Below are 20,214 nucleotides of genomic sequence, written 5' to 3' on the forward strand. Positions count from 1 at the left end.
GCGCCGTGGCGATGCTCGTCGCTGCGGCTGGTGTCGGGGCTGTTGCCTGGTGCGGCCACGCGCTCGCCTTGCCGCTCGCCTGCGCCTTCCCGACGCTGTGGGCATTCGCGCCGTCGCGGTTGATCTCAGCGGCAGTGAGCGCGGCCTATTTCCTTGCGGCATCGCGCGGGCTGCCGCAGGGCGTCGTCAATTTCTACGGCACTGATGTCGGCGTCGGCATCGCCTTGTGGATTGGCGCCGCGGCCGCCTTCGTCCTTGTTCACGCTGTGCTGTGGCAAAGCCAGCCCGGAAGGAAGAGGGCGTTTTGCTTTGGGCTTGGGGCGCTCCTGATGAGCGTGCCGCCCTTTGGGATCGTTGGATGGGCACAGCCGATCACCGCGGCCGGCATTTTGTTTCCCGGTTGGGGATGGTGGGGACTGGCCGCGACCGCGGCCATCCTGTTCACAATGACGACCGGCAAGTGGCCCATTGCGGCGATCGTTGCGGCCGGCTTCTGGGCCTGGTCGGCCGCGCACTGGATCGCGCCCTCGCAACCAGACGGATGGGTCGGTCTCGATACGAAGCTTGGCAGCTCGCTCGGCCGGGCTCCGGACCTTGCACAATCCCAGGCGCTTCTCCAGCGCGTGCGCGAAGCGGCCGCGGCCGGAGCGCGCGTTGTCGTGCTTCCCGAGAGTGCGGCCGGGCTGTGGACGCCGACCACGAGCGGCTTCTGGATGGACGGCCTTCGCGGCTCCGACATCATGGTGATAGCCGGTGCGGCGATCGTCGATCGCGCAGGCTATGACAACGCCATGATGGAGATCAGCGCCGCTCGCACGCGCCGGCTCTATGGCGAGCGCATGCCGGTGCCGGTCTCGATGTGGCAACCCTGGCTCGCATGGACGGGGCAGGGCGGAGGCGCCAGGGCCAGCTTCTTTGCCAACCCCGCCGTCGAGTCCGCTCGCCACCGCGTCGCGCCCTTGATTTGTTACGAGCAACTGCTCGTCTGGCCGGCCCTCGAGTCGATGCTCCACTCGCCCGACGTGCTTGTCGCGATCGGCAACGACTGGTGGACCGCCGGAACCAACGTCCTCGCCATTCAAAAAGCCAGCACCGAAGCCTGGGCGCGCCTGTTCGGGCTGCCCCTCGTGCTCTCGTTCAACACCTGAAGGGGGATCATCATGATCGATGCCGCCACCATTCATCAATGCGCCGATTCGGGTCTGAAGCCCGCGATCGTCGAGAAATTCATCCGTGCGGTCGGGGCACCCGATCCGCTGGCCGTCACGGTCCGGACCGGAAACCGCGTCGTCCTCGTGACGCCGCCCAAGACCGCGGATGACGCCATGGAGCTGGTCCGCCGTTACGTCGGCCAGGCCATGGTCCGCGTTGGGGTGACCCAATATCCGGTCGGGCTCGGCGTCACCGACGTCGCCGAGCTCAAGCCCGATCTCGTCGACGCCTGCGCCAATATCAGGATGGGTACGGCACTGTTCGGCAAGGTTTATCGCATCGTCACGAAATGGTATGGCGCGCCGGTCGACGAGGCATTCGGCGATGCGATCGACGCCTGGAAGACCGGATATTTCGACGGGAAATATGTGTTCGACGAGCCCGATCCCGGCAGCCCGCCAGCCCGAAAGGGGGCGTCGGACGCTGGCGACAAACCCGCGGACGGTGACGCAGCGAGGCCTGCGAGCAGTCCGGACGATGGTACCCAGCGGGACAAGGAGCCGGGTGATCCGAACAAGGCGGGCATCAGGATCGATCTGTCCGGCATTGGCGTCGGCAAGCCGAAATAGACCTTTGCGGATTGCAACGGCCTCGGCTGAAAAGCCAAGGTCTAGTCCTACTGCGTCACAAACGATGATCTGTCTAGTGGTCGAACTTGATCGCACAACAAGGACATCTCGAAAGCGTTCGGACGAGCCCCCATGTTCGAGGCGCCGTCGCATCGTCGCGATCGAATTTGGAATGTGACGTTGGGTCCGCAGCGGCAGATCCGCGGGGTCTGTAATCTGCGGGAATGCGATCGAGCGGGATCGGCCGGGCGCGCCGAGCGCCTGAGGGAGAGTCCGGAATGCCACATCCTCCGGCAATGTCGAGAGCCAGTATTTGGTAGGCTGGTCCTCGCCTTTTGGCCATTCGATCAGCAACCATTCCTCCAATCGCCGGGTGGTTTGCCAATGATCACGATGCGCGGCACGGACCCGCACGCGTGCAAAGCGCGAGGTCAGCTTTTCGTTCGTTCCTTGCCGCCACGTGATGGTGCGCCAAGCTTTGGCCGGCAGGCCGATCGCGAGCGCCTTGACGGCGGCCGGCTGATGCTGACGGTTGCGGCGCATCAGTTTCGGTGGACGGCTGCGGCCCGACCATGGCTTCGGCGGCAAGGGACCGGTGCCGGGCGCCATACCGTTGTGCTCGACAGAAGACCCGCCACATAGGTCAATCCCAGCGCCGTGATCTCCGTGCGCAGGTCGCTGTTATTGCCATAGCCCGCGTCCATCAGTACGACACCGCGCGGAAGGCCGCTCGCACAGGCCCACCGCAACTGCTCCAGCGCGATCTCCGGCTTGGTCCGGAAGCCAGCTTCGGCAGGAATGCCCACCTTGCGCCGCCGATCGCAGTCCTCAGTCCATTCCTTCGGAAGATAAAGGCGATAGGCGGCAGGCAGGCTGGCGTGGTGGTTGGCAATCGACAGTGACACCGCCACCTGACAATTATCCTGCTTGCCGAGCTGCCCGCAATATTGCCGTGCAACTCCAAGAATGTCGCCCCTGCTTGGGAAATCCGGTATCGTCGATGATCCAGGCTTCGATGGGGCCCTGGCGTTCAATCGCCGGCAGGACCATCTCACGTACCTTGCCCAGCACCTTCTCATCCGACCAGGCGCCGCTGCCGACGAAATGCAGCAGCGATTGATGCTGGGCGGCCGTCCGTTCCGGAGCTGTCATCGCCGCCATCGGCTCCACGCTCTTGCGACCGCCACAGGCCATCAGGCCGACGCAATAGTCGCGCAGCGGCGCCTTCCGATCAGCATGACCGATGACACTGGCAAGCCCTTCCAAATACGTCGCAAATCGCTTCTCGCTCGTCTTGGTGCCACGCCCGCTCATGTCGGCCTCTCGACTGATGGTCCATGCTTCATCCATCGCTGATTCTGGCTGGCGGTTTTGTGACTCAGTCAGACTAGCTAGTGGATAGGCGGCAGCGCTACGCTGTCAGCGTGAGCTCCCTGATGCTGATGTGCAAGTGCTTCGTGATCCGGCCGATTCTGCGGAGCGTGGGTCGCCGCTCTGACGGGCTATCGCATATTCGGCCATGCGGGTGAGTCTCGGCGACGTAAGACAGCTCTCCAGCACTTCCTCGATATCCAACAGACAGGTGTCGGACCTCACCAATCGTCGGCGAACAATTTAGGTCGCCACGCTCTTGGCCGCCCAGAGCGCATCAGCCTGGTCGAATTCGTCACATTCTCCTCGGCTAGCGCCGAACCTCTCTTCAATCTATAAGGAATCGCAGGGCAGTACGCGCTGCCTCGGGGCTTAGAAACCCCTCGATTAGCGGTTGGTGCCGGCCGTGACGGCACCGGGATCCTCTGACCTAACGGCCGGGGGCCTGTGACGTATGTCCAGGCACCTCGGTGCTAAAGGTCATAGGGACCGTCTAATCGCGGTTTTCTAACCCCCGGCTTGGGATCAAGGGGATTATCGTCGGCGGAGGCGCACCGCGGACCAAGTCTGTGTGAGAATTGTGGCACCGAACAATGATGATGAATCGCCCGGCGCCGGGCTCAACTGCGATCTTGAGCATATCTTCGGAGGAATGGCACAACCTGAGCTTGAGAGCCTGGCCATTGATGCCGTTCGCGAATACCGTGCTAGCGTAGCGTTCGCCGAGGCGGCCCAATTGCAGCGGGTAGCCGCAGAGGCTGACGCAGACTGTTGTCCCGAACGCCGGGCAGAGCTCCAACGGATTCATGAACATGCGGAGACCGAGCATCGAGCGCGTCAGCTTGTCCTTAACAACCTGATCGATCGCCTCGGCTACGTCCCCAAAGTCCCCGCCGGATAATCGTCGCGGCAAACGAGCTCCGGGCTGGGCGTCCTGGCCTCTGTTCGCTTAACCGAAGTTCGCGAAGAGCAGGGATCGTCCAGTAAACATGTCACAACTTCAATCTATAAGGATCCGCAGGGCAGATGCACTGCTCTGGGGTTTAGAAACTCCTTGCACAGCGGTTGGTGCCGGCCGTGACGGCGCCGGGATCCCCTGACGTATTGGGCCGCGGAGCCTGTGATGTATGTTTAGGCGCCTCGGTGCTAAAGGTCACACGGACCGGCTATGCACGGTTTTCTAAACCCCCGGCTTGGGATCAGGGGATTATCGTCGGCGGGAGCGCACCGCGGACCTGGTCTGCGTGAGAATTGTGGTATCGAACAATTATGATGAGTCGCCCGACTCCGGGCTCAATTGCAATCTTGAGAACATTTTCACCGAAATGGCACAACCTGAGCTCGAGCGCCTTACCGTCGACGCCGTTCGCGAATACCGTGCTAGCGTAGCGCTTGCCGAGACAGCCCGATTGCAGCGCGTAGCCGCAGAGGCTGACACCGACACTGTTGTCCCGAGCGCCGGGCGGAGCTCCAACGAATCCATGAACATGCAGAGACGGAGCATCGGGCGCGTCAGCTCGTCTTGAACACCTGGTCAATCGGCTCGGCTACGTTCCGAAGGCCCCGGCCGGATAATCGATACTGCGAGTCGCAGACGTCACAGATCAGCTCGCGCCGGCGTAAGCGTCGTGGTTTGCGTCCTGTCTCGCTCGGGGCGGTACCAATGTGAGAGTGAGTGCCGCCTACGGGCGCTCACGCCGGACTAGATCAACTTTTTTTCCATGGCGATGCGGACGGCCTGCTGGAGATTGCTGGCGCCGAGTTTGTCGCGCGCGTTATCCAGATAGAACTGGACTGTTCGTGGCTTGATTCCAAGCAAGTCCGCGATCACATTCATCGACTTGCCGTGCGACGACCAGCTGAGCGAGGTCGCTTCCTGCGTCGACAACGTCACATCGCCCGTTTTGAACGACGACCCAGATGCCAGACTGAGGCGAACATGAATGTAGGCGAGGGCCAATGCCGCCTGCATCGGGTCCCATGGCGGGATTTCCACGCACCGCCGATCCGCTGCGAGCGTTATCATCGCGGTGCGGCCAAAGCTTGTCCTGATTGGAACGGAAACGCCGGAGCGGATGCCGAAGTCAGTTGCCTCAGAATAGAATTGCTTGATCTCGCGCGAGCTCCTGCGCACGACGCGGTCCTCCGCCGACCAGGCGAACATCCGCATGCTGCGCTTGGCGGTCGTCACAACAGGGTCGATGATCGTGTATCGCTTTGTAAAATAGAGGTTCAGCCATTCCGCGGGATAATCGCTGAACGCAACTGCATCGTCGGCGTGAACATGAATGTAAGCATAGCGATCAAAGCCGGATGAGACGGTAAACTTCTTGAGCGCATTGCGAATGGAGCGTTCGTCGTGCGCCAGATCGACAGCGTCAATCAACCCCTGCAATAGCCCATCCAATGTAAATTCCTCCTCGTCTTCCTTTTCTTTTTCCGAGCACTGTGCGATGCCGATCCTTGCTCGTCGGACAAACATCACGATTCTCTCATTCTTCTGAATCGATGACCGTTTCGGGTGGCTCGACGGAATTCAAGCTCCCTTCTTTGCTTACCTATTGATCTCCATCCGATCGTGTCCTACGGCTACCTCTATCCGTGCTCCGATCTGAAGACCAAACCGCGTTCTTCAAGCCAAGGTCCAATTTCTATCGTGGTGGAACGGACGCCGGGCTCTGCACTGTTCCTCGCGCGTGCCGCCGTTGTTTGTGCGCTCGAACAGCCTGCTGCCCCAACGTGTGGTCGAGCCTTCGCAGGCAGTGCCTGAGTGTAGACTGCTTGATTCTGAGCGTGTCCGCCGCTTGACGGAGGCTTTGATGCTGAGACGCGGCACCGCCCAGCGTAGATCTCGAAATTCCACTGTCGCTGTCGGATCTCTATGGCGAGTTGGAGCGGTGACCAAGTTTCTTCTTGAATGTGCGATTCCATTTGCTTGCGCTGCTTCAGCATCCATCAATTCGGCAAGTGCAAAAATGAGACGAGGTTGGAGCCAAGAAGTCAGGCAGGTTCGCTCTTAAGTTCATCTCGGAGCCAACTAGATCTGTCCAAAGAGCTGGCCACCGCTGCAGATCGGTCAGCGGTCAATTCCGGGCAGCTAGGATTCCGATTCCGGCGGTGACTCAGAGGGAATGGCCGAGATCGTGGAAGGCTCGATTCTACACTTTAGAGCCCGCCTTTTCATGGTGGCGGTCAATCGAGGCTTCTCAGTCCTCTCTTTCGATGTGGTCAGAGATGGGTTGCGATCCGATCGCCTTGGATTGGACATGACCTTCACCTTTCTCATATGTTTCGATTGGAGCCGCAGCCCACCCATTACCTCCGAGCGCGGTAGAGTGATCTTCGACGGTGGCTTGCATCTCCTATCTGCCCAAATCAGGGCCGACTGTTTGAAAAGAGATTCGTCAGCCGCATGTCGGAGAGTTCTGAAGACTGCCGCTATAACGGCATAGCCAAGTCGTCGAGGATCCAGGTTCGGAATACGAGGTGCTTCGATTAACGGTCGTGAGCCTGCATCGTTCATCGCCACATCTACCAGATAAATCGAAGATAAACGAAGCTGTGCGCATCGATTGTGACGATTCTTGGTTGTGTGGGATGCTCCGCCGGAGGTCGTGCTCGGGCAGGCGACGCACCGCTATCTCCACGCCGTTGCGTAACTCGGCACCTGCTACATTCGGGGTTGCGAAAGATGAGCCCAGGCGAATAATCGCAGCCGCTCACGATCGCTCCGCTGTACACAAATATCTGTAAATATTGATACATTTGCAAATCTCTGACCGCTGCCTTTACGATGAGACAGCACTTCCCACGCATCTCGCGAGCCGACGGCGGGCTGGAATTCGTGTACCACCGCTATGCTGTGAGAGGCGCACCGATTGCTATCCGGAGGCCATCGAGTGCGGGGAGTCCTACGTCATCCATCGCAAAACTCTGGGCATTTCATCAAACTATTTGTTGGCGCTCCTGGTCCGTTTCAGCGTAAGACCGTATGTCCGCCTCTGCCGATGAGGTGGCGTCGCCCTACACTGCGCGTCCGAGGGTTGCTCGGGCGAACCGAGCCGATCCTCATCACAGGAGGACGAGCCGTGGCAGATTATAGGGAAGCATTCGTCGGAATCGATGTGGCCAAGCTGAGAAATGTCGTCGCGATTGCGGATGCAGGCCGGGAGGGGGAGGTTCGGTTATTCGGCGAGGTTGATGCTTCGGCCACCAACATGCGCCGCGTCTTAGGGCGGATCGCCAACCGGTTTGATATGTTCCGCACCCGTCAAAGCACCTTGGATGGGCACCTGCCGTTCCTAGACGCGCAGTGGTCCGGCGGCTGTCGCAACGGTGCCGAACTCTGGCGCCGTTTGAGAGGGCAAGGCTTTAAGGGATCGCTGCGCGTGGTGGCGGAATGGGCCACGCGACGGCGACGCGCCGAGACTATCAGCCCTCAACAATTGCAGAAGGCCCGCCGCCAGGACAATAGCGCAGTGCTGACAACGAAGCGCGACCACCTAAGCAAGGCCGAGACCGTAACGGTTGCCGCTATTGAACAAAGCGTTCCTATGCAGGCCGATGCCCACGCTCTCGTTGGCCGCTTCCACGCGATGATCCGAAAGAGGGTCGAGATCGAGCTCGAACCTTGGATAGATGAATCCAAGCGGAGCCTCATTGGCTCGTTCGCGAATGGCATCGCCAAAGATAAGGGCGCGGTGCACGCGGCTATCACGCAACCATGGTCCAATGGCCAAGTGGAAGCTCAGATCACCAAACTCAAGCTGGTAAACGGCAGATGTACAATTCGGTCCATCCCGCGGGCGCTAACCACTCAGGATATCAAGTTCCAGAACAGCGAAACTCACTCCTTCAACAATTTCGTCGATCAGGCGATCTGTTGGAGAACCGGCGGCTCTGGAGGCAGCGGAGGAGGCTTTCGGGCTAGACAGTACAACACGTTCTGGTGCAGAGCCTCTTTCCTGCCAATCCGGAACGTTCAGCTGGTAAACGAGGAGCTCATGAAGAACGGACGCGTACGTGCTCCGAAACCGTTCAAAGGTCTGTCTTGGCTGGATCGGTCCGGCTGATCTAGCAACGGCTTCCAATAGGACGTTACAACGCGCGACCTGTACCGCACTCGGACCAGCTAAAGATTAGCGGGATTCGTTGAAAGCCGAGGGCGCAGATGTAGATGTCGCGGCCGTCTCTGTGAACCGGTGTAGGCGAGCCAGGTCGGAGCTCGAATGGCTGACAGAGCACTCGAGATTTCCTCCATTGTGCAGATCGCGGATCTTGCGTGAACGAACAAATGCATCAATCGGACCCCAGAGGTGATGCCGGAATGGCTGGTCTTGGGGCTATGAGGCCGTGTCAAACATTTTCGTTGCAACGTACTCCACGATCAAAGGCGGGACGACTCACGATAACTTGCAACGGGGGATCTCGGAGGGCTGGAGCGGATGTCGATGGAGGGAAACAAGCCAGTAAAGTTGACCTATACACGCTGTCCTTCCTGACTTAGGCCGCAAGCGTTCACTGTTCTCTGAACCCTTACAGGCCGACATTGGCGACTTAGACTACGCGGTCAATGGCGAGATGATCAGCTACTGATGCGGGTTTTGACGTTAGTTGTGATCAGAAGTGAAATGATGCTCGACAAGTCGACAGGTTGCATATCTGGCCGCAACATCCTAACCTACAAATAGAAGAAGTCGGCCGTGGAGGGTGGAAATGCGATCGCTCCTTAGGGCTGGACTATGTGTAGTACTTGTATGCATCGCGTTAGGTGGACCGTCCCGGCAAGCCGACGCGGGGAATGTCATTCAGGATGTCTGGGGTGTCGTGACCGACCCTCTAAAGCTGCGGGCATCATCCAGTACACTAGCCGACAGCATAGAACGTTCCTTGGCCCAATTGGACAAGCTAAGAGAGGTTTCAAATTACAATGTTCAGCAACGTCTCGACCAAATTCGAGCGATCGCATTGGAGGTGATCGATAAAGGCCAATCTGCGGTAGCTGAGGCGATTCATCGAATGACGCTGCTTGAGAAAGAGATCTACGAAGACGCTGTTAGATTAATCGCAAGAGTTGAATGCGCGGTCGAAAATGTAAATTCTCGCCTACAAGCTGCTTTTGCGGAAATTCTGAAGCAACTTGTTAAGGCTGACCCGCGAATTGAGGTGGCTGGCTACAAGGCCATGGAGTTCATCGTCAATCCAGTTCAAATTCAAAATCCGAATGAGGCTTATCGAGACGCTAAGGAAAAGGCTTTCAGAGCTCTCGGCAAAGATCACTTCACTGATCGATCGAATGCCGCAGATATTTTCTGGACCTACCAAAATCTAAAAGTGATGGCGCGATGGACGAGGTGTCGTTACGACGCTTCAGGGGCCACTGCTCTTACTCTCGAAATGAACGAGCTTGAGCGTCTTTCCGAACCTTGGATTAACGTGATTAACGTCAAACTATTCTAGAACAAGGGGGATACTATGAATCGTTGGATAGTACCGGCGGCCCCGTTTGCGATCGTTGTAAGTTTGGTTTTCGATGCGGTTGACGCATGTGCACAGCAACCTCAGCAATGCGTTTCAGCGGCCCAATGTGCTCAACAAGCCGTAGAGGCGGCAGCGAGAGCTGAGGCTGCTGTAACAGCTCTTAATCGAAAGCTTGAGGAGGTCCGGAAGGATCTTGTAACAAAACTCCCCGGGCCCGCCGATTATTATATCAAGCGCATTCCTTCAGTTGCACAATACACTGAGGAGAAGTGCGACAGCACTGATATTTTGATTTCTGCCGCGTGTACGAACTCCAATGGTGCACAAACTGCGGTAGGACCCAAGTTTTTCAACAAAGATGGCGCGCGTTACGCGTCTTGCGAACGATACGGCCCACCCGGGCAGACGGCCGAAGGTCACCTAATCTGTATGAAGCACCACCACTGATCAGTAAGCGGCAAAGAGATCCCGTCTGGCGGAGTGGGTGAGCGATCGGCTATCGGCTGCTGAGTCTGTGAGCCGATGTGAGCTTCTATGTCTGCGCCTAGTTCTGGAACTAGAACCTTCCATATGATCGAAGCGGTCGCCGAGCGTCTTGAGGGGGCGCCGCGACAGCTTCGCCGACGCTGGTCGGATGAGTTCAAGGCACAAGTTGTGGCAGAGGCGCTGGAGCCCGGCGCGAGCGTATCGGGGATCGCCCATCGGATCGGCATTCACCCGTCGCAACTGTTCGCCTGGCGCCGCGATGCTCGAGCCGAGCGACCTTATCCCTCGCGGCCTTCGAGTCGCGAAGCCGCGGTGGCGTGTGTGGCAGACGCAGTGATCGAGATTGCCATTGGCGAGGTCGTCGTGCGCGCCGGCGTGGATGTCGACGAGGCGCACTTGCAGCGGGTAATTCGGGCGGTCCGTTCGGCATGATTCCCTCTGGTGTGAAGGTGTTCCTCGCCAGCCATCCGGTCGACTTCCGCAAGGGGATCGATGGCCTTGTTGCGCTTGTGCGCGATGCCGGCTCAGATCCGTTCTTATGCGTCGGACGAGATTATGTGGCGGAGGCGCCCTAACGCCAGCCAGGGCCGGGCCATCCAGGGGTTCTCCGCCACATAATTGCATGTTTCGCGGGATCGTGAGCACGGATTTCAGGGGATCGTGAGCAGAGATTTCAGACGATCGTGAGCACGGATTTCGCGGGATCGTGAGCAACTTTTCAGCGGCTCAGCCCGCTTCGGCCGACAACTCAACCGGCTTAGGAACTGCCTCGTCAGTGAACGAGGAAGGCCGATGCCCACCCAGAGATTGTCGATGCGCCGGATCAAAGAGGTTCTCCGCTTAAAACATGTTCAAGGCTTGCCGGAGCGAGCCATCGCGCGCACCCTGGGCATCAGCAACGGTGCCGCGCACAGCTATCTGCGTCGAGCGGGGGCTGCCGGGCTGAACTGGCCGTTGCCGGCCGGAATGACTGACGAAGACCTGGAACTGCTGCTTTTCCCTGCGCCGAGGCCTGCGTCGCAGAACCCACAGCGGCCCGTTCCCGACTGGGGCTATGTCGACAAGGAGCTGCGCCGACGCAACGTGACCCGGCGGCTGCTGTGGGACGAGTATCGCGCCACCCATCCCGATGGATTCGGCTACACATGGTTTTGCACGACCTACGAGGCCTGGAAGGGGCGAGCCCGGCCTTCGATGCGGCAGACCCATCTGGGCGGCGAGAAGGTTTTCGTGGATTTCGCCGGCGACACCATCGACGTCATCGACCCCTCAAGTGGGGAAGTGCAGTCGATGAAGCTGTTCGTCGCGGCGATGGGCGCGTCCAATTATACCTACGCCGAGGCCTGCCCAAGCGAGGGGCTCGCCGACTGGATCCGGGTCCACATCAACCTTTTCGCCTTCCTCGGCGGCGCGCCGACATTCGTGGTCTGCGACAATCTCAAAGCCGCCGTCACCAATCCCGACCGCCACGATCCTGGCCTCAACCGAACCTATGCCGAGATGGCGAGCCATTACGGCACGGCCATTCTCGCAGCCCGGCCGCGGCGCCCAAAAGATAAGGCAAAGGTCGAAGTTGCGGTGCAAGTCGCCCAGAGATGGATTTTGGCGCGGCTGCGCAACCAACGCTTCTTTTCGATGGCGGAGCTGAACGCAGCCATCAAAATACTCGTCGTCGAACTCAATGCCCGGCAGATGCGCGACTTTGGCGCCAGCCGCGCCGAACTGTTCTCCGAACTCGACAAGCCCAAGCTCACCAAGCTGCCCGATCAGACTTACGCTTTCGCGCGCTGGAAGCGATGCCGGGTCGGCCCCGACTATCATATCGAGATCGATGGACACTGGTATTCCACGCCATATCGGCTCATCCGTGAGCTCGTCGATGCGCGCATTGACGACAGGACGGTCGAGATCTTCCACAACGGCCGCAGGGTCGCCAGCCACGCTCGCGCGCCCAACCGGCGGGGCCACACCACCATCACCGACCACATGCTCAGCGCCCATCGGCGCTACGGCCAATGGACGCCCGTCAGAGTGATCGCCGCCGGTGAGCGGATCGGTCCGTCGACCGCCGCCTTCTTCCAGGCCGTGATCGCGGCCCGGCCGCATCCCGAGCAAGGCTTTCGCACCTGCCTCGGCATTCTGTCGCTGGCCAAAAGCTACAGCGCCGAGCGCGTCGACGCGGCCTGCCGGCGCGGCATTCTGATCAAGGCGCGATCCGTCGCCTCGATCCGCTCCATCCTCCAGCACGGCCTGGATCGCACCTTTCTCGACGAGCCCTCCGAACCCCAACCCCTGCGCCACGGCAACCTCCGCGGCCGGGATTATTTCCACTGAAGCCAAGGAGACCTGTATGCTCAACCATCCCACCCACGAACGCCTGATCGAGCTCGGCTTGAGCGGCATGGCCAACGCCTTCGAGGAGCAGCGACGATCACCTGATCTCGAAGCCTTGCCGTTCGAAGATCGCATCGGCCTGCTGGTCGACCGGGAAGCCGCGGAACGCGATACCAGGCGGCTCACCACGCGCCTCAAGCTGGCCGCGCTCCGCCAGAATGCTTGCGTGGAGGACGTCGATTTGCGCACGCCGCGGGGTATCGACCGGGCCGTTTTCGCCAAGCTCGTCAGCGGCGACTGGATCGATCGCCACGAGAATTTGCTCATAACCGGAGCGACCGGATTGGGCAAAAGTTGGTTAGCCTGTGCCCTCGGCCACAAGGCCTGCCGCGACAATCGCTCGGTTCCCTATCATCGCGTCCCAAGATTGTTCGAAGCGTTGGCGCTCGCGCGGGGCGATGGACGTTATGCCCGCTTGCTCAAAACCATTGGCCGCGCCCAGCTTCTGATTTTGGATGATTGGGGATTGTCGGTGCTCACCGCCGCCGAGCGGCGCGATCTACTGGAAGTCCTCGAGGACCGCCATGGCCGCGCCTCCACCATCGTAACCAGCCAACTCCCTGTGGACACATGGCACGAAGTTATCGGAGACCCAACCTACGCCGACGCCGTCCTAGATCGCCTCGTCCATAACGCTCACCGCCTCCAGCTTGCCGGCGAAAGCATGCGAAAACGCAACGCCAAAACCATCACCCTTGACGAGCAGCCAGAACGCTGACTCTATCACCGCCTCGGCCGGAGCGGGCTGCTCACGATCGTCTGAATTCGGCGCTCATGATCGCACGAAATCGCTGCTCATCATCAGTGAAATATGCAACATAATAATCAGATGTTGGCCAGCAGCTGCAGGATGGTGTCGTTCGGCCGGAAGCGCGCGCTGCGGTCGCCTGAGACGCCCGCCTTCTCGAGTCCCCGGCGCATCATCTCGACATCCGCAGCGGCGTATCGGTGGGTTGTGGCGACCTGAGCATGGCCAAGCCAAGCCTGGATCGTCAGGAGGTCCACGCCTGACCGGAGAAGCTTCATGGCGAGGGAATGCCGGAAGATGTGCGGCGATATTGGCTTGCCCTCCAAGCTTGGCCTCTTGGACCCGGCCTGGGAGGCGGCACGCCGCACGATGTGTGTCGCGCCGAAAAGCGTCAGGCGCTCGTTGCGGACCCCGACGAAGATCGGCTGCGGTTCGTGATTGGCGAGGCCGCGTTCGCTCAATAGGTCCGTCAGCGATCGCACCAGATCCTTAGGAATGGGAACGACGCGATCTCGGCGTCCCTTGCGGTGAAGGAGCACCTGCGGGCGTCCTCGCTCCAACTGAAGGTCGTTCGCGTTGACGCCGGTCGCTTCAGACACGCGAGCGCCGGTTCTCGCCAAGAAGAGCAGAAAGGCCCGGTCGCGCCGGCCGCGGGGCGTCGTCTGATCAGGGGCTGCGATGATGGCCTCCACCTCGGCGTTGGTGAGATGATGCGTCACCTCGATGTGGGCCCGCTTGGTGGGGATCGTCAGAACCCGTTGGGCGACGCCGAACGAGGCGGGATCGGCGGCAGCGACGTGATGGAAGAAAGATCGGATCGCGGCTAGTCGGGCGTTGCGCGTTGCGACGGAGTTGTTCCGCTTCTCCTCAAGCTCGTCAAGAAAGGCGAGAACAAGGTCCCGATCGAGATCCTCAAGGGCCAGCGCCGCCGGCTTCTTCCCCAAATGGGCGGCGGCAAAGAGGATCAGCATGCGCAAGGCCTCGCGATAGCTGGCTAAGGTCGCGGAGGTCGCGTTGCGCTGCTTGGTCAACCGGCGACGAAAGTACGACTCCAGGAGCGGCGCCAGCAGGAGGTGTTCGTTCATGCCGCGCCTCCGTCGAGGAAGGCGCGCTCAGCCGCGATGGCGAGGAGATCCGACGAGCCGGTGAGGTAGTAGGCTGTGTCGCTATAGTTGGCGTGGCCGAGGTAGGTGGCGAGTAAGGGCAGCAGCGCTTGGACGTCTGCGTGCTGTTGGTGCCACAGCCTGAGCCTGGTCACCGCGAACCGGTGCCGGAGATCGTGCGGTCGCAGAGGCTTGCCATTGTCAAGACCCGCGAGCTTGCGGGCCTTAGCGAAGTTGCTTTGCAGGCCGGTCGCCGACAGACGGCAGCCTCGCGAGCTGAGGAAGAAGGCCTCGCCTTTGGGCCTGGGAAACACGGTGTCGCGCTCACGGGCGTATCGGCGAAGGGCTGCCTGGGTCGTTGGGTGAACAGGAATCAGGCGGTCTTTACGGAACTTGGTTTTACGGACGAGGACGACCCCGTTGGTCAGATCGACGTCGCCGCGATCAAGGCTGACCACTTCGCCCGATCGTAGTCCCGTGCTGGCCAACAATCCGATTAGCGTCGCCATCGTGCGGCCCCTGAGAGGGTTCCCTGGCGAAATGAAGCTGCATGCGTCGATAAGCGACGTCAGCTCAGCCTCACTTAGGATGCGCGGCGGCGGAATCGCCCTGGACCGCGGGAAAGCTTTGCGCTCCAAGACCTCGGTCTGGGGGTCGTAGACGACCAGGTACTCGTAGAATCGGCGGAGCACGCCGTGACGGACCGCGCGGCTGTTGGCGGCGCCACCGAACGACAGGACGAAGTCCAGCGCCATCGTCCGGGTGGCGGGCGCACCCAGCTGAGATCGCTCGACGTAGCGAACGAAAGCCCGCAGCGTTCCGGCTTGCTTGTTGAAGGCGTAGCCGAGGGAGCGGCGCAGCTCGATGTAGCGCTCGACCTTGTCGCCGAGGAATGCGGCGAAGGCGGTCATACGGCGCCTCCCGGAAAGGGGAGCGCGACCTCAGCGAGCTGCGAGGCCGCGACCTTCACGTACAGCGCCGTTGTGTTGATGCTTCGGTGCCCCAGAAGATCGGCGACCTCGTTGATCGGCCTTCGTCGCCCCACGAGCTGGGTAGCTAGACTGTGACGCAGGAGATGTGCGCCCCCGACGCGATCGAGCTCGATCCCACCATGCTGCAATCGCTTCCGCACGATCCTCGAAACAGACGACGCGTACTTGAATGGTCCCACGGGCGGCGTGAAGGACAGGAACAGATGCTGACTATCGACCTTCGGTCGAGCCCGCAGGATGTAGTCGGCGAGCGCGGCGCCGGTCTCCTCGATGAGCGGGGCCACTCGGTCACGCTTGCCCTTGGTGCGCCGGACAAAAACCTCGCCAGCTCGCCAGTCGATATCCCGGAGCTGAAGAGCGCGTAGCTCGCCGTTGCGAATGCCTGTGGTGGCGAGCAACAACAGGACAGCTCGATCGCGAAGGTCGATCGGCGTCGCCTTGCCGATCGCATCGATGGCGCGGCGAACATCATCCCACGAAAGCCGGGGCGGTAAGTGGGCCAGTCGCCAATATGGCGTTCTTGGAACGACGGGAGCCAGATCCTGCTCGTGGTGGTCACCCCAATGCAGAAAGCGGAGAAACGTTCGGATGTAAGAGATCGCCGCCGTGCGAGTGCCGGAGGTCGCCGAGAGCGACAGCCGATACTCGACAGCGGCAAGGACATGCTCTGCCGTCAACGCCTCGAGGTCTTGGCCAGGATGGCGATGGCGGAGCCAATCCAGAAAGCGCCGTGCGCCCAAGAGAACGCCATCGCGGGACCTTGGCTCAAGGCCTCGTACCCTGCTCAGATAGTCAGAAAAGGAGCGCAAAAGCGGAGCGTCCGGATCATCGACTACAATGGGCGTCGAAGCAATGAATCGTTCGGGCGCCACCCGCCGCGCGTGTTGGAGCGCAGACACTGCCGCAATCCGCGGTGAGTCCGTGGTGAATGTGCATAGATAGCTATCGATGATAGCTTCGCCGATCGGCCGTGAACCGCAATGTGCTGCAGCAAAACGGCCGAACCGCGCGATCCGGCTCAGATAAAGCTTAGCGGATGCTTGCTTGTAACCGAGCGAGAAAAAGTGTAAAAGTATGCACTTGACCTGACGGCTGGCTCTTCGTCGTGGTGGATGTCCGACGAAGATTGTGTCCGGCGCTACGCGGCCGGTAGCAATTTCTCCCTCGCAATGGGCAGCGCGTCAAGGAAGGTTTGCATCGGTGTTTTTCCATAGCACCATCGTCCCTGATGCGGGCGCGTTTCGTTGTACGCCGTCACCCAAACATCGAGATCATTCTGCAGCTCGTCGATGGTTCGATAGATCTTCTTGCGGAACGCCACACGATAGAACTCATCGAGCACGGTTCGATGGAAGCGCTCGCAGATTCCGTTGGTCTGCGGGCTCTTGGTCTTGGTCCGCGTATGATCGATGTCCTCGACGGCGAGATAGAGCTCGTAGTCGTGATGCTCGGGGTTACCGCAATACTCGGTGCCACGATCCGTCAGCACCCGGCACAGTACAATACCGTGCTCTTCGAAGAACGGCAGCACCCGATCGTTCAGCGTCTCCGCCGCGGTGATTGGCGTCTTGCGGTCGTAGAGCTTGGCGAAGACCACCTTGGTGTAAGTATCGATGAAGGTCTGCTGATAGATGCGGCCCACGCCCTTCATGTTGCCGACATAGAAGGTGTCCTGGGCGCCGCAATAGCCGGGACATTCGCTCTCGAACTCGCCGTGGACTTCCTTCTCGGTCTTGGCTTTCTCCAGCGCCACGACCTGGGCTTCGGTGAGGACAAAGCCCTCCTGTGCCATTCTGGCTTCGAGCGCCTTGAGCCGCGTCTTGGTGTTCGCCAGATCGTGGCGCAACCAGACGCCCCGCACCCCGAACGGCGAGATCAACAAGCCATGTTTCTTCAGCTCGTTGGAAACACGCACCTGGCCCCAGGTCGGTTGTTCGATCGCCAGCGCCACCACTGCCGCTTCGATCTCAGGCGCGACACGGTTCTTGAGGATCGGCTTCTTCCGGCTGATCTCGGCAAGCGCCAGCTCGCCGCCTTTGTCGTACAGTTCCTTGAATCGGTAGAAGCTGTCGCGACTATATCCCATCATCTTGCAGGCCTGGCTGACATTGCCCAACTGCTTGGCCAGTTCCAACACCCCGACCTTCGCGTGAATGACTTTCTGCTCTTGTGTCATGGTTGCATCTCCTGCGTGAGACGCTGCGGGGCAGCGCGGGAGCGCCAGTTCGGGTGAGCGCTCCCGCTCGCCCCGCAGCTCCATTCCCCACCAGTCCAAGCCATTCTGTCAGATTAAGTCGAGACTTTTACAGAAAAAGTGCCCCGCGATGCGATCCATCTCGGCGCCGAGCGCCCCGTCACGAAGGCGTTTAAGCACCCCGCGGTACGAAAAATAGAACTCGAGCATTGTGCCCCTCCGGCGTTACGGCGCAGGGGGATCCCGCGTCCGCACGAGGGGCACGAAATATTATGTGGCGGAGGAATCCAGCCGTGGCCGGCCCTGGCTGGCGTTAGGGCGCCTCCGCCACATAATCTCGTCCGACACATAAGAGCGGGTCTTTGCGCAGCACCTCCTGCACTTGAAGTGCCAACAACGGAAAGCCTCTGCGCATATCCGTGTAGCCTGTCGCGAGCCACACTCGCACGCCGGTTGGAACCGGGATCATCGGCGCACCAGGGCATCGAGAACTCGCCGCAGCGCGTCTCCATCAACGTCACCGTCGACCCGGATGCGGTGTCCGCTACCGAGATCAATCTCGATGATGCCCTGGCTCCTCCGGCGACGCGCCGGCGCCGTCGTCAATGGCGCTTCGGCCACTTCCCGCGGCGGCACAGACGGCCCAATCTCGACCGGCACCAACGGCGCTACACTCGTTTCACTGTGCTTGCAAAGCTCTTTGCGCCACCTGAACAGCTGGCTCACATGAAGGCCGGCCATGCGAGCCACCTCGGAAACAGTGGCTCCGGGCTCGAGCGATGCTGCAACTAGCCGTTCCTTCTCATCCTGTGACCACCGACGCCGCCGCTCGACCGTTGTGATCACCTCTGCCCGCGAAATCGTCATAGCGCTTCTCCTAGGATTACCCCTAGGACCTGCAGCGCTCGCGTCCGTCAAACAAGGCGGCCCTCAATGGAGGGATACTCAAGGACGCGCTGACGGCGCTGTGGGAGGCGTCGGATCGGGTGTGCGGCAAGCGGCTCAAGGTGATGATCCCGACCTTGCTGGCGGCCCTCGAGCAACATGGCCGATTGCAGCTTGGGCAGGCCGACCGTGATTGAGTTCTGGCTATCAGTGCCGCTACCATCGACCGCCTGCTCGTGGACGTGAAGGTCGCGGCGAGCGGCGGCAGGCGGCGCCGTGCCGGATTCTATTCGGCAATCCGGCGCGAGGTCCCGATCCGCACGTTCAATGATTGGAACAGCCCGCCGCCTGGCTTCTGCGAGGTCGACATGGTCGCCCATGGCGGAACGTCGGTGACTGGCTCGTTCATCCAGACCTTGACGATGGTCGATGTCGCCACGGGCTGGACGGAGTGTCTGCCGTTGGTGACGCGGGAAGGTTCGCTGGTCGTCGAGGCGATCAACCGCGCACAGAGCCTGTTCCCTTGGCTCTTACGCGGCGTGGACTTCGACAACGATAGCGCTTTCATGAACGATGTCGTCGTGCCGGGCCGAGGAAGCATCGATAGATTGCTCTGTTCCTGGATCAACATTGTCCAACTCGATCTGGTTGTGAACCAATGGCAGATTTCGGGTGGTGAGACGAGGAAACGAAGTCCGATCAAAGCGCCAACAGCTCCCTTGCGTCACGAAAAGCTTGCAACGCCGCATTGATGTCATCGTCCGTCAGAGCCGCCGACATTTGGGTCCTAATCCGTGCCTGCCCCTCGGGAACGACTGGGTATGAAAAGCCAGCTACGTATACGCCTAAGCGATCCAACGTCTGCGCCATCGCCTTTGCTCGATGTGCGTCGAAGAACATCACCGGGATGATCGGGGTCGTCCCTGGTACGACGTCAAAGCCAGCATCGACGAGTCCTTGGCGAAATCGTTGGACGTGCGCTCCGAGTCGAGATCGACGATCATCGGCGTTCGCTGCTATCTCAATCGCTCTTAGAGCTCCCGCGGCCATCGCAGGTGGAATACTGTTAGAAAACAAGTAAGGCCGAGCACGTTGTCTGAGAACTTCAACGATCTTGCTCCTACCCGCGACGAACCCTCCAGCTGCCCCGCCTAAGCTTTTTCCGAAGGTTCCGCTAATAATGTCGATTTTCCCTTCCGTTCCGGTCAATGCCGGCGTCCCTCGACCCTGGGGTCCGAGGTGCCCTGTGGCGTGACAATCGTCCACCATCACCATCGCGCCAAACCGATCAGCCAGATCACAGACAGTCGGCAGATCTGCAACGTACCCATCCATGGAAAACACGCCGTCGGTTGCGATCAAGATAAACCGAGAGCCGTTTTCCCGCGCCTGCCGGAGAGCGTCCTCCAACGCATTCATGTTCCCGTTCGCGAACCGATATCGCTGTGCTTTGCACAGGCGCACACCGTCAACAATTGACGCGTGATTTAGGCTGTCTGAAACGATGGCATCGTCCGCAGTTAGCAGCGCATCGAACACCCCGGTATTGGCGTCAAAGCAAGCAGGGAAAAGGATTGCATCATCTGCGCCAACATAGCGTGCAATCGCTTCTTCCAATTGGCGATGTAGGACGTGCGTTCCGCATATGAATCGGACTGAGGCCATGCCGAAGCCGAACTCGGCTAAGGCTCGCTGGGCGGCCGCGACAATCTCCTCGTGATTGGCCAACCCAAGATAGTTATTCGCGCACAAGTTGATTAGTTCTCGCTTGTGGCCATCG

General features: G+C 60.3%; 18 protein-coding genes and 1 pseudogene. 10 read left to right on the forward strand and 9 right to left on the reverse strand.

All coding sequences use genetic code 11. The annotated features are described in order from the left end of the window. Nucleotides 1–5 precede the first annotated feature (5 nt). Together ABIA45_RS00630 and ABIA45_RS00635 are read left to right on the forward strand one after the other, a co-directional pair. Entirely contained in the window at nt 6–1,148 is a 1,143-nt protein-coding gene (locus ABIA45_RS00630; protein WP_404650853.1) for a conjugal transfer protein TraB, read from the forward strand. Nucleotides 1,149–1,160: 12 nt separating this feature from the next. After that, complete coding sequence (locus ABIA45_RS00635; RefSeq protein ID WP_404650854.1) at nt 1,161–1,781, forward strand: TraH family protein; 621 nt, start codon at nt 1,161–1,163, stop codon at nt 1,779–1,781. Nucleotides 1,782–2,048: 267 nt separating this feature from the next. On the opposite strand, the pseudogene ABIA45_RS00640 reads toward ABIA45_RS00635, so the two are convergent. Then, nucleotides 2,049–3,095: pseudogene (locus ABIA45_RS00640) on the reverse strand (IS701 family transposase); the annotation flags it as partial. A gap of 637 nt (nt 3,096–3,732) precedes the next feature. Here ABIA45_RS00640 and ABIA45_RS00645 point away from each other — a divergent pair. Together ABIA45_RS00645 and ABIA45_RS00650 are read left to right on the forward strand one after the other, a co-directional pair. Next, entirely contained in the window at nt 3,733–4,053 is a 321-nt protein-coding gene (locus ABIA45_RS00645; protein ID WP_404650855.1) for a transcriptional repressor TraM, read from the forward strand. A 424-nt stretch (nt 4,054–4,477) separates the two neighbouring features. Continuing rightward, nucleotides 4,478–4,678 (forward strand): transcriptional repressor TraM, encoded by a 201-nt coding sequence (locus ABIA45_RS00650; RefSeq protein WP_404650874.1) that lies wholly within the window; start codon nt 4,478–4,480, stop codon nt 4,676–4,678. Nucleotides 4,679–4,854: 176 nt separating this feature from the next. Here ABIA45_RS00650 and ABIA45_RS00655 read toward each other — a convergent pair whose 3' ends face one another. Then, entirely contained in the window at nt 4,855–5,634 is a 780-nt protein-coding gene (locus tag ABIA45_RS00655) for an autoinducer binding domain-containing protein (RefSeq protein ID WP_404650875.1), read from the reverse strand. 1,606 nt (nt 5,635–7,240) lie between these two features. Between ABIA45_RS00655 and ABIA45_RS00660 the strand changes: the two genes are divergently transcribed. The 5 genes from ABIA45_RS00660 to istB all read left to right on the forward strand — a co-directional run bounded on the left by ABIA45_RS00660 (nt 7,241) and on the right by istB (nt 13,230). Continuing rightward, nucleotides 7,241–8,224, forward strand: coding sequence for a transposase (locus tag ABIA45_RS00660; RefSeq protein WP_404650856.1), 984 nt, complete (start codon nt 7,241–7,243; stop codon nt 8,222–8,224). A 754-nt stretch (nt 8,225–8,978) separates the two neighbouring features. After that, nucleotides 8,979–9,611 carry a hypothetical protein gene (locus ABIA45_RS00665; RefSeq protein WP_404650857.1) on the forward strand — a complete coding sequence of 211 codons (633 nt, stop codon included), beginning with the start codon at nt 8,979–8,981 and terminating at the stop codon, nt 9,609–9,611. A gap of 591 nt (nt 9,612–10,202) precedes the next feature. Continuing rightward, complete coding sequence (locus ABIA45_RS00670) at nt 10,203–10,550, forward strand: transposase (protein ID WP_404650858.1); 348 nt, start codon at nt 10,203–10,205, stop codon at nt 10,548–10,550. Nucleotides 10,551–10,910: 360 nt separating this feature from the next. Further along, nucleotides 10,911–12,452: an IS21 family transposase gene (gene istA, locus ABIA45_RS00675; protein WP_404650859.1), complete on the forward strand. Its 1,542-nt coding sequence runs from the start codon at nt 10,911–10,913 to the stop codon at nt 12,450–12,452. A gap of 16 nt (nt 12,453–12,468) precedes the next feature. Next, entirely contained in the window at nt 12,469–13,230 is a 762-nt protein-coding gene (gene istB / locus ABIA45_RS00680) for an IS21-like element helper ATPase IstB (protein ID WP_404650860.1), read from the forward strand. A 107-nt stretch (nt 13,231–13,337) separates the two neighbouring features. Here istB and ABIA45_RS00685 read toward each other — a convergent pair whose 3' ends face one another. The 6 genes from ABIA45_RS00685 to tnpA all read right to left on the reverse strand — a co-directional run bounded on the left by ABIA45_RS00685 (nt 13,338) and on the right by tnpA (nt 18,416). Further along, the gene (locus ABIA45_RS00685; protein WP_404650861.1) at nt 13,338–14,291 is read right to left on the reverse strand and encodes a tyrosine-type recombinase/integrase; all 954 of its coding nucleotides are present in this window, start codon (nt 14,289–14,291) and stop codon (nt 13,338–13,340) included. 50 nt (nt 14,292–14,341) lie between these two features. Beyond that, the gene (locus ABIA45_RS00690; RefSeq protein WP_404650862.1) at nt 14,342–15,274 is read right to left on the reverse strand and encodes a tyrosine-type recombinase/integrase; all 933 of its coding nucleotides are present in this window, start codon (nt 15,272–15,274) and stop codon (nt 14,342–14,344) included. Then, entirely contained in the window at nt 15,271–16,095 is an 825-nt protein-coding gene (locus tag ABIA45_RS00695) for a site-specific integrase (RefSeq protein WP_404650863.1), read from the reverse strand. The genes ABIA45_RS00690 and ABIA45_RS00695 overlap by 4 nt, the downstream gene beginning before the upstream one ends. A 398-nt stretch (nt 16,096–16,493) precedes the next feature. After that, complete coding sequence (locus ABIA45_RS00700) at nt 16,494–17,531, reverse strand: IS481 family transposase (protein WP_404650876.1); 1,038 nt, start codon at nt 17,529–17,531, stop codon at nt 16,494–16,496. Between the two features lie 331 nt (nt 17,532–17,862). Beyond that, nucleotides 17,863–18,018 carry an IS66 family insertion sequence element accessory protein TnpB gene (tnpB, locus tag ABIA45_RS00705; RefSeq protein ID WP_404650864.1) on the reverse strand — a complete coding sequence of 52 codons (156 nt, stop codon included), beginning with the start codon at nt 18,016–18,018 and terminating at the stop codon, nt 17,863–17,865. Beyond that, entirely contained in the window at nt 18,015–18,416 is a 402-nt protein-coding gene (gene tnpA, locus ABIA45_RS00710) for an IS66-like element accessory protein TnpA (RefSeq protein ID WP_404650865.1), read from the reverse strand. Before tnpA ends, tnpB begins: the two co-directional genes overlap by 4 nt. A gap of 254 nt (nt 18,417–18,670) precedes the next feature. Between tnpA and ABIA45_RS00715 the strand changes: the two genes are divergently transcribed. Beyond that, nucleotides 18,671–19,186: a hypothetical protein gene (locus ABIA45_RS00715; protein WP_404650866.1), complete on the forward strand. Its 516-nt coding sequence runs from the start codon at nt 18,671–18,673 to the stop codon at nt 19,184–19,186. Here ABIA45_RS00715 and ABIA45_RS00720 read toward each other — a convergent pair. Next, on the reverse strand, nt 19,134–20,214 hold a 1,081-nt coding region (locus ABIA45_RS00720), incomplete at its 5' end, for a glycine C-acetyltransferase (RefSeq protein WP_404650867.1). The genes ABIA45_RS00715 and ABIA45_RS00720 overlap by 53 nt on opposite strands.

The sequence above is a fragment of the Bradyrhizobium sp. USDA 336 genome (assembly GCF_044908355.1).
Lineage (GTDB): Bacteria > Pseudomonadota > Alphaproteobacteria > Rhizobiales > Xanthobacteraceae > Bradyrhizobium > Bradyrhizobium yuanmingense.

Bases quoted from the DNA above. Each gene is read 5' to 3' on its own strand.
- ABIA45_RS00635 (WP_404650854.1), top strand. From the start codon at position 1,161: ATGATCGATGCCGCCACCATTCATCAATGCGCCGATTCGGGTCTGAAG.
- ABIA45_RS00650 (WP_404650874.1), top strand. From the start codon at position 4,478: ATGGCACAACCTGAGCTCGAGCGCCTTACCGTCGACGCCGTTCGCGAA.
- ABIA45_RS00655 (WP_404650875.1), bottom strand. From the start codon at position 5,634: ATGTTTGTCCGACGAGCAAGGATCGGCATCGCACAGTGCTCGGAAAAA.
- ABIA45_RS00670 (WP_404650858.1), top strand. From the start codon at position 10,203: ATGATCGAAGCGGTCGCCGAGCGTCTTGAGGGGGCGCCGCGACAGCTT.
- istA (WP_404650859.1), top strand. From the start codon at position 10,911: ATGCCCACCCAGAGATTGTCGATGCGCCGGATCAAAGAGGTTCTCCGC.
- istB (WP_404650860.1), top strand. From the start codon at position 12,469: ATGCTCAACCATCCCACCCACGAACGCCTGATCGAGCTCGGCTTGAGC.
- ABIA45_RS00690 (WP_404650862.1), bottom strand. From the start codon at position 15,274: ATGACCGCCTTCGCCGCATTCCTCGGCGACAAGGTCGAGCGCTACATC.
- ABIA45_RS00700 (WP_404650876.1), bottom strand. From the start codon at position 17,531: ATGACACAAGAGCAGAAAGTCATTCACGCGAAGGTCGGGGTGTTGGAA.
- tnpB (WP_404650864.1), bottom strand. From the start codon at position 18,018: ATGATCCCGGTTCCAACCGGCGTGCGAGTGTGGCTCGCGACAGGCTAC.
- tnpA (WP_404650865.1), bottom strand. From the start codon at position 18,416: ATGACGATTTCGCGGGCAGAGGTGATCACAACGGTCGAGCGGCGGCGT.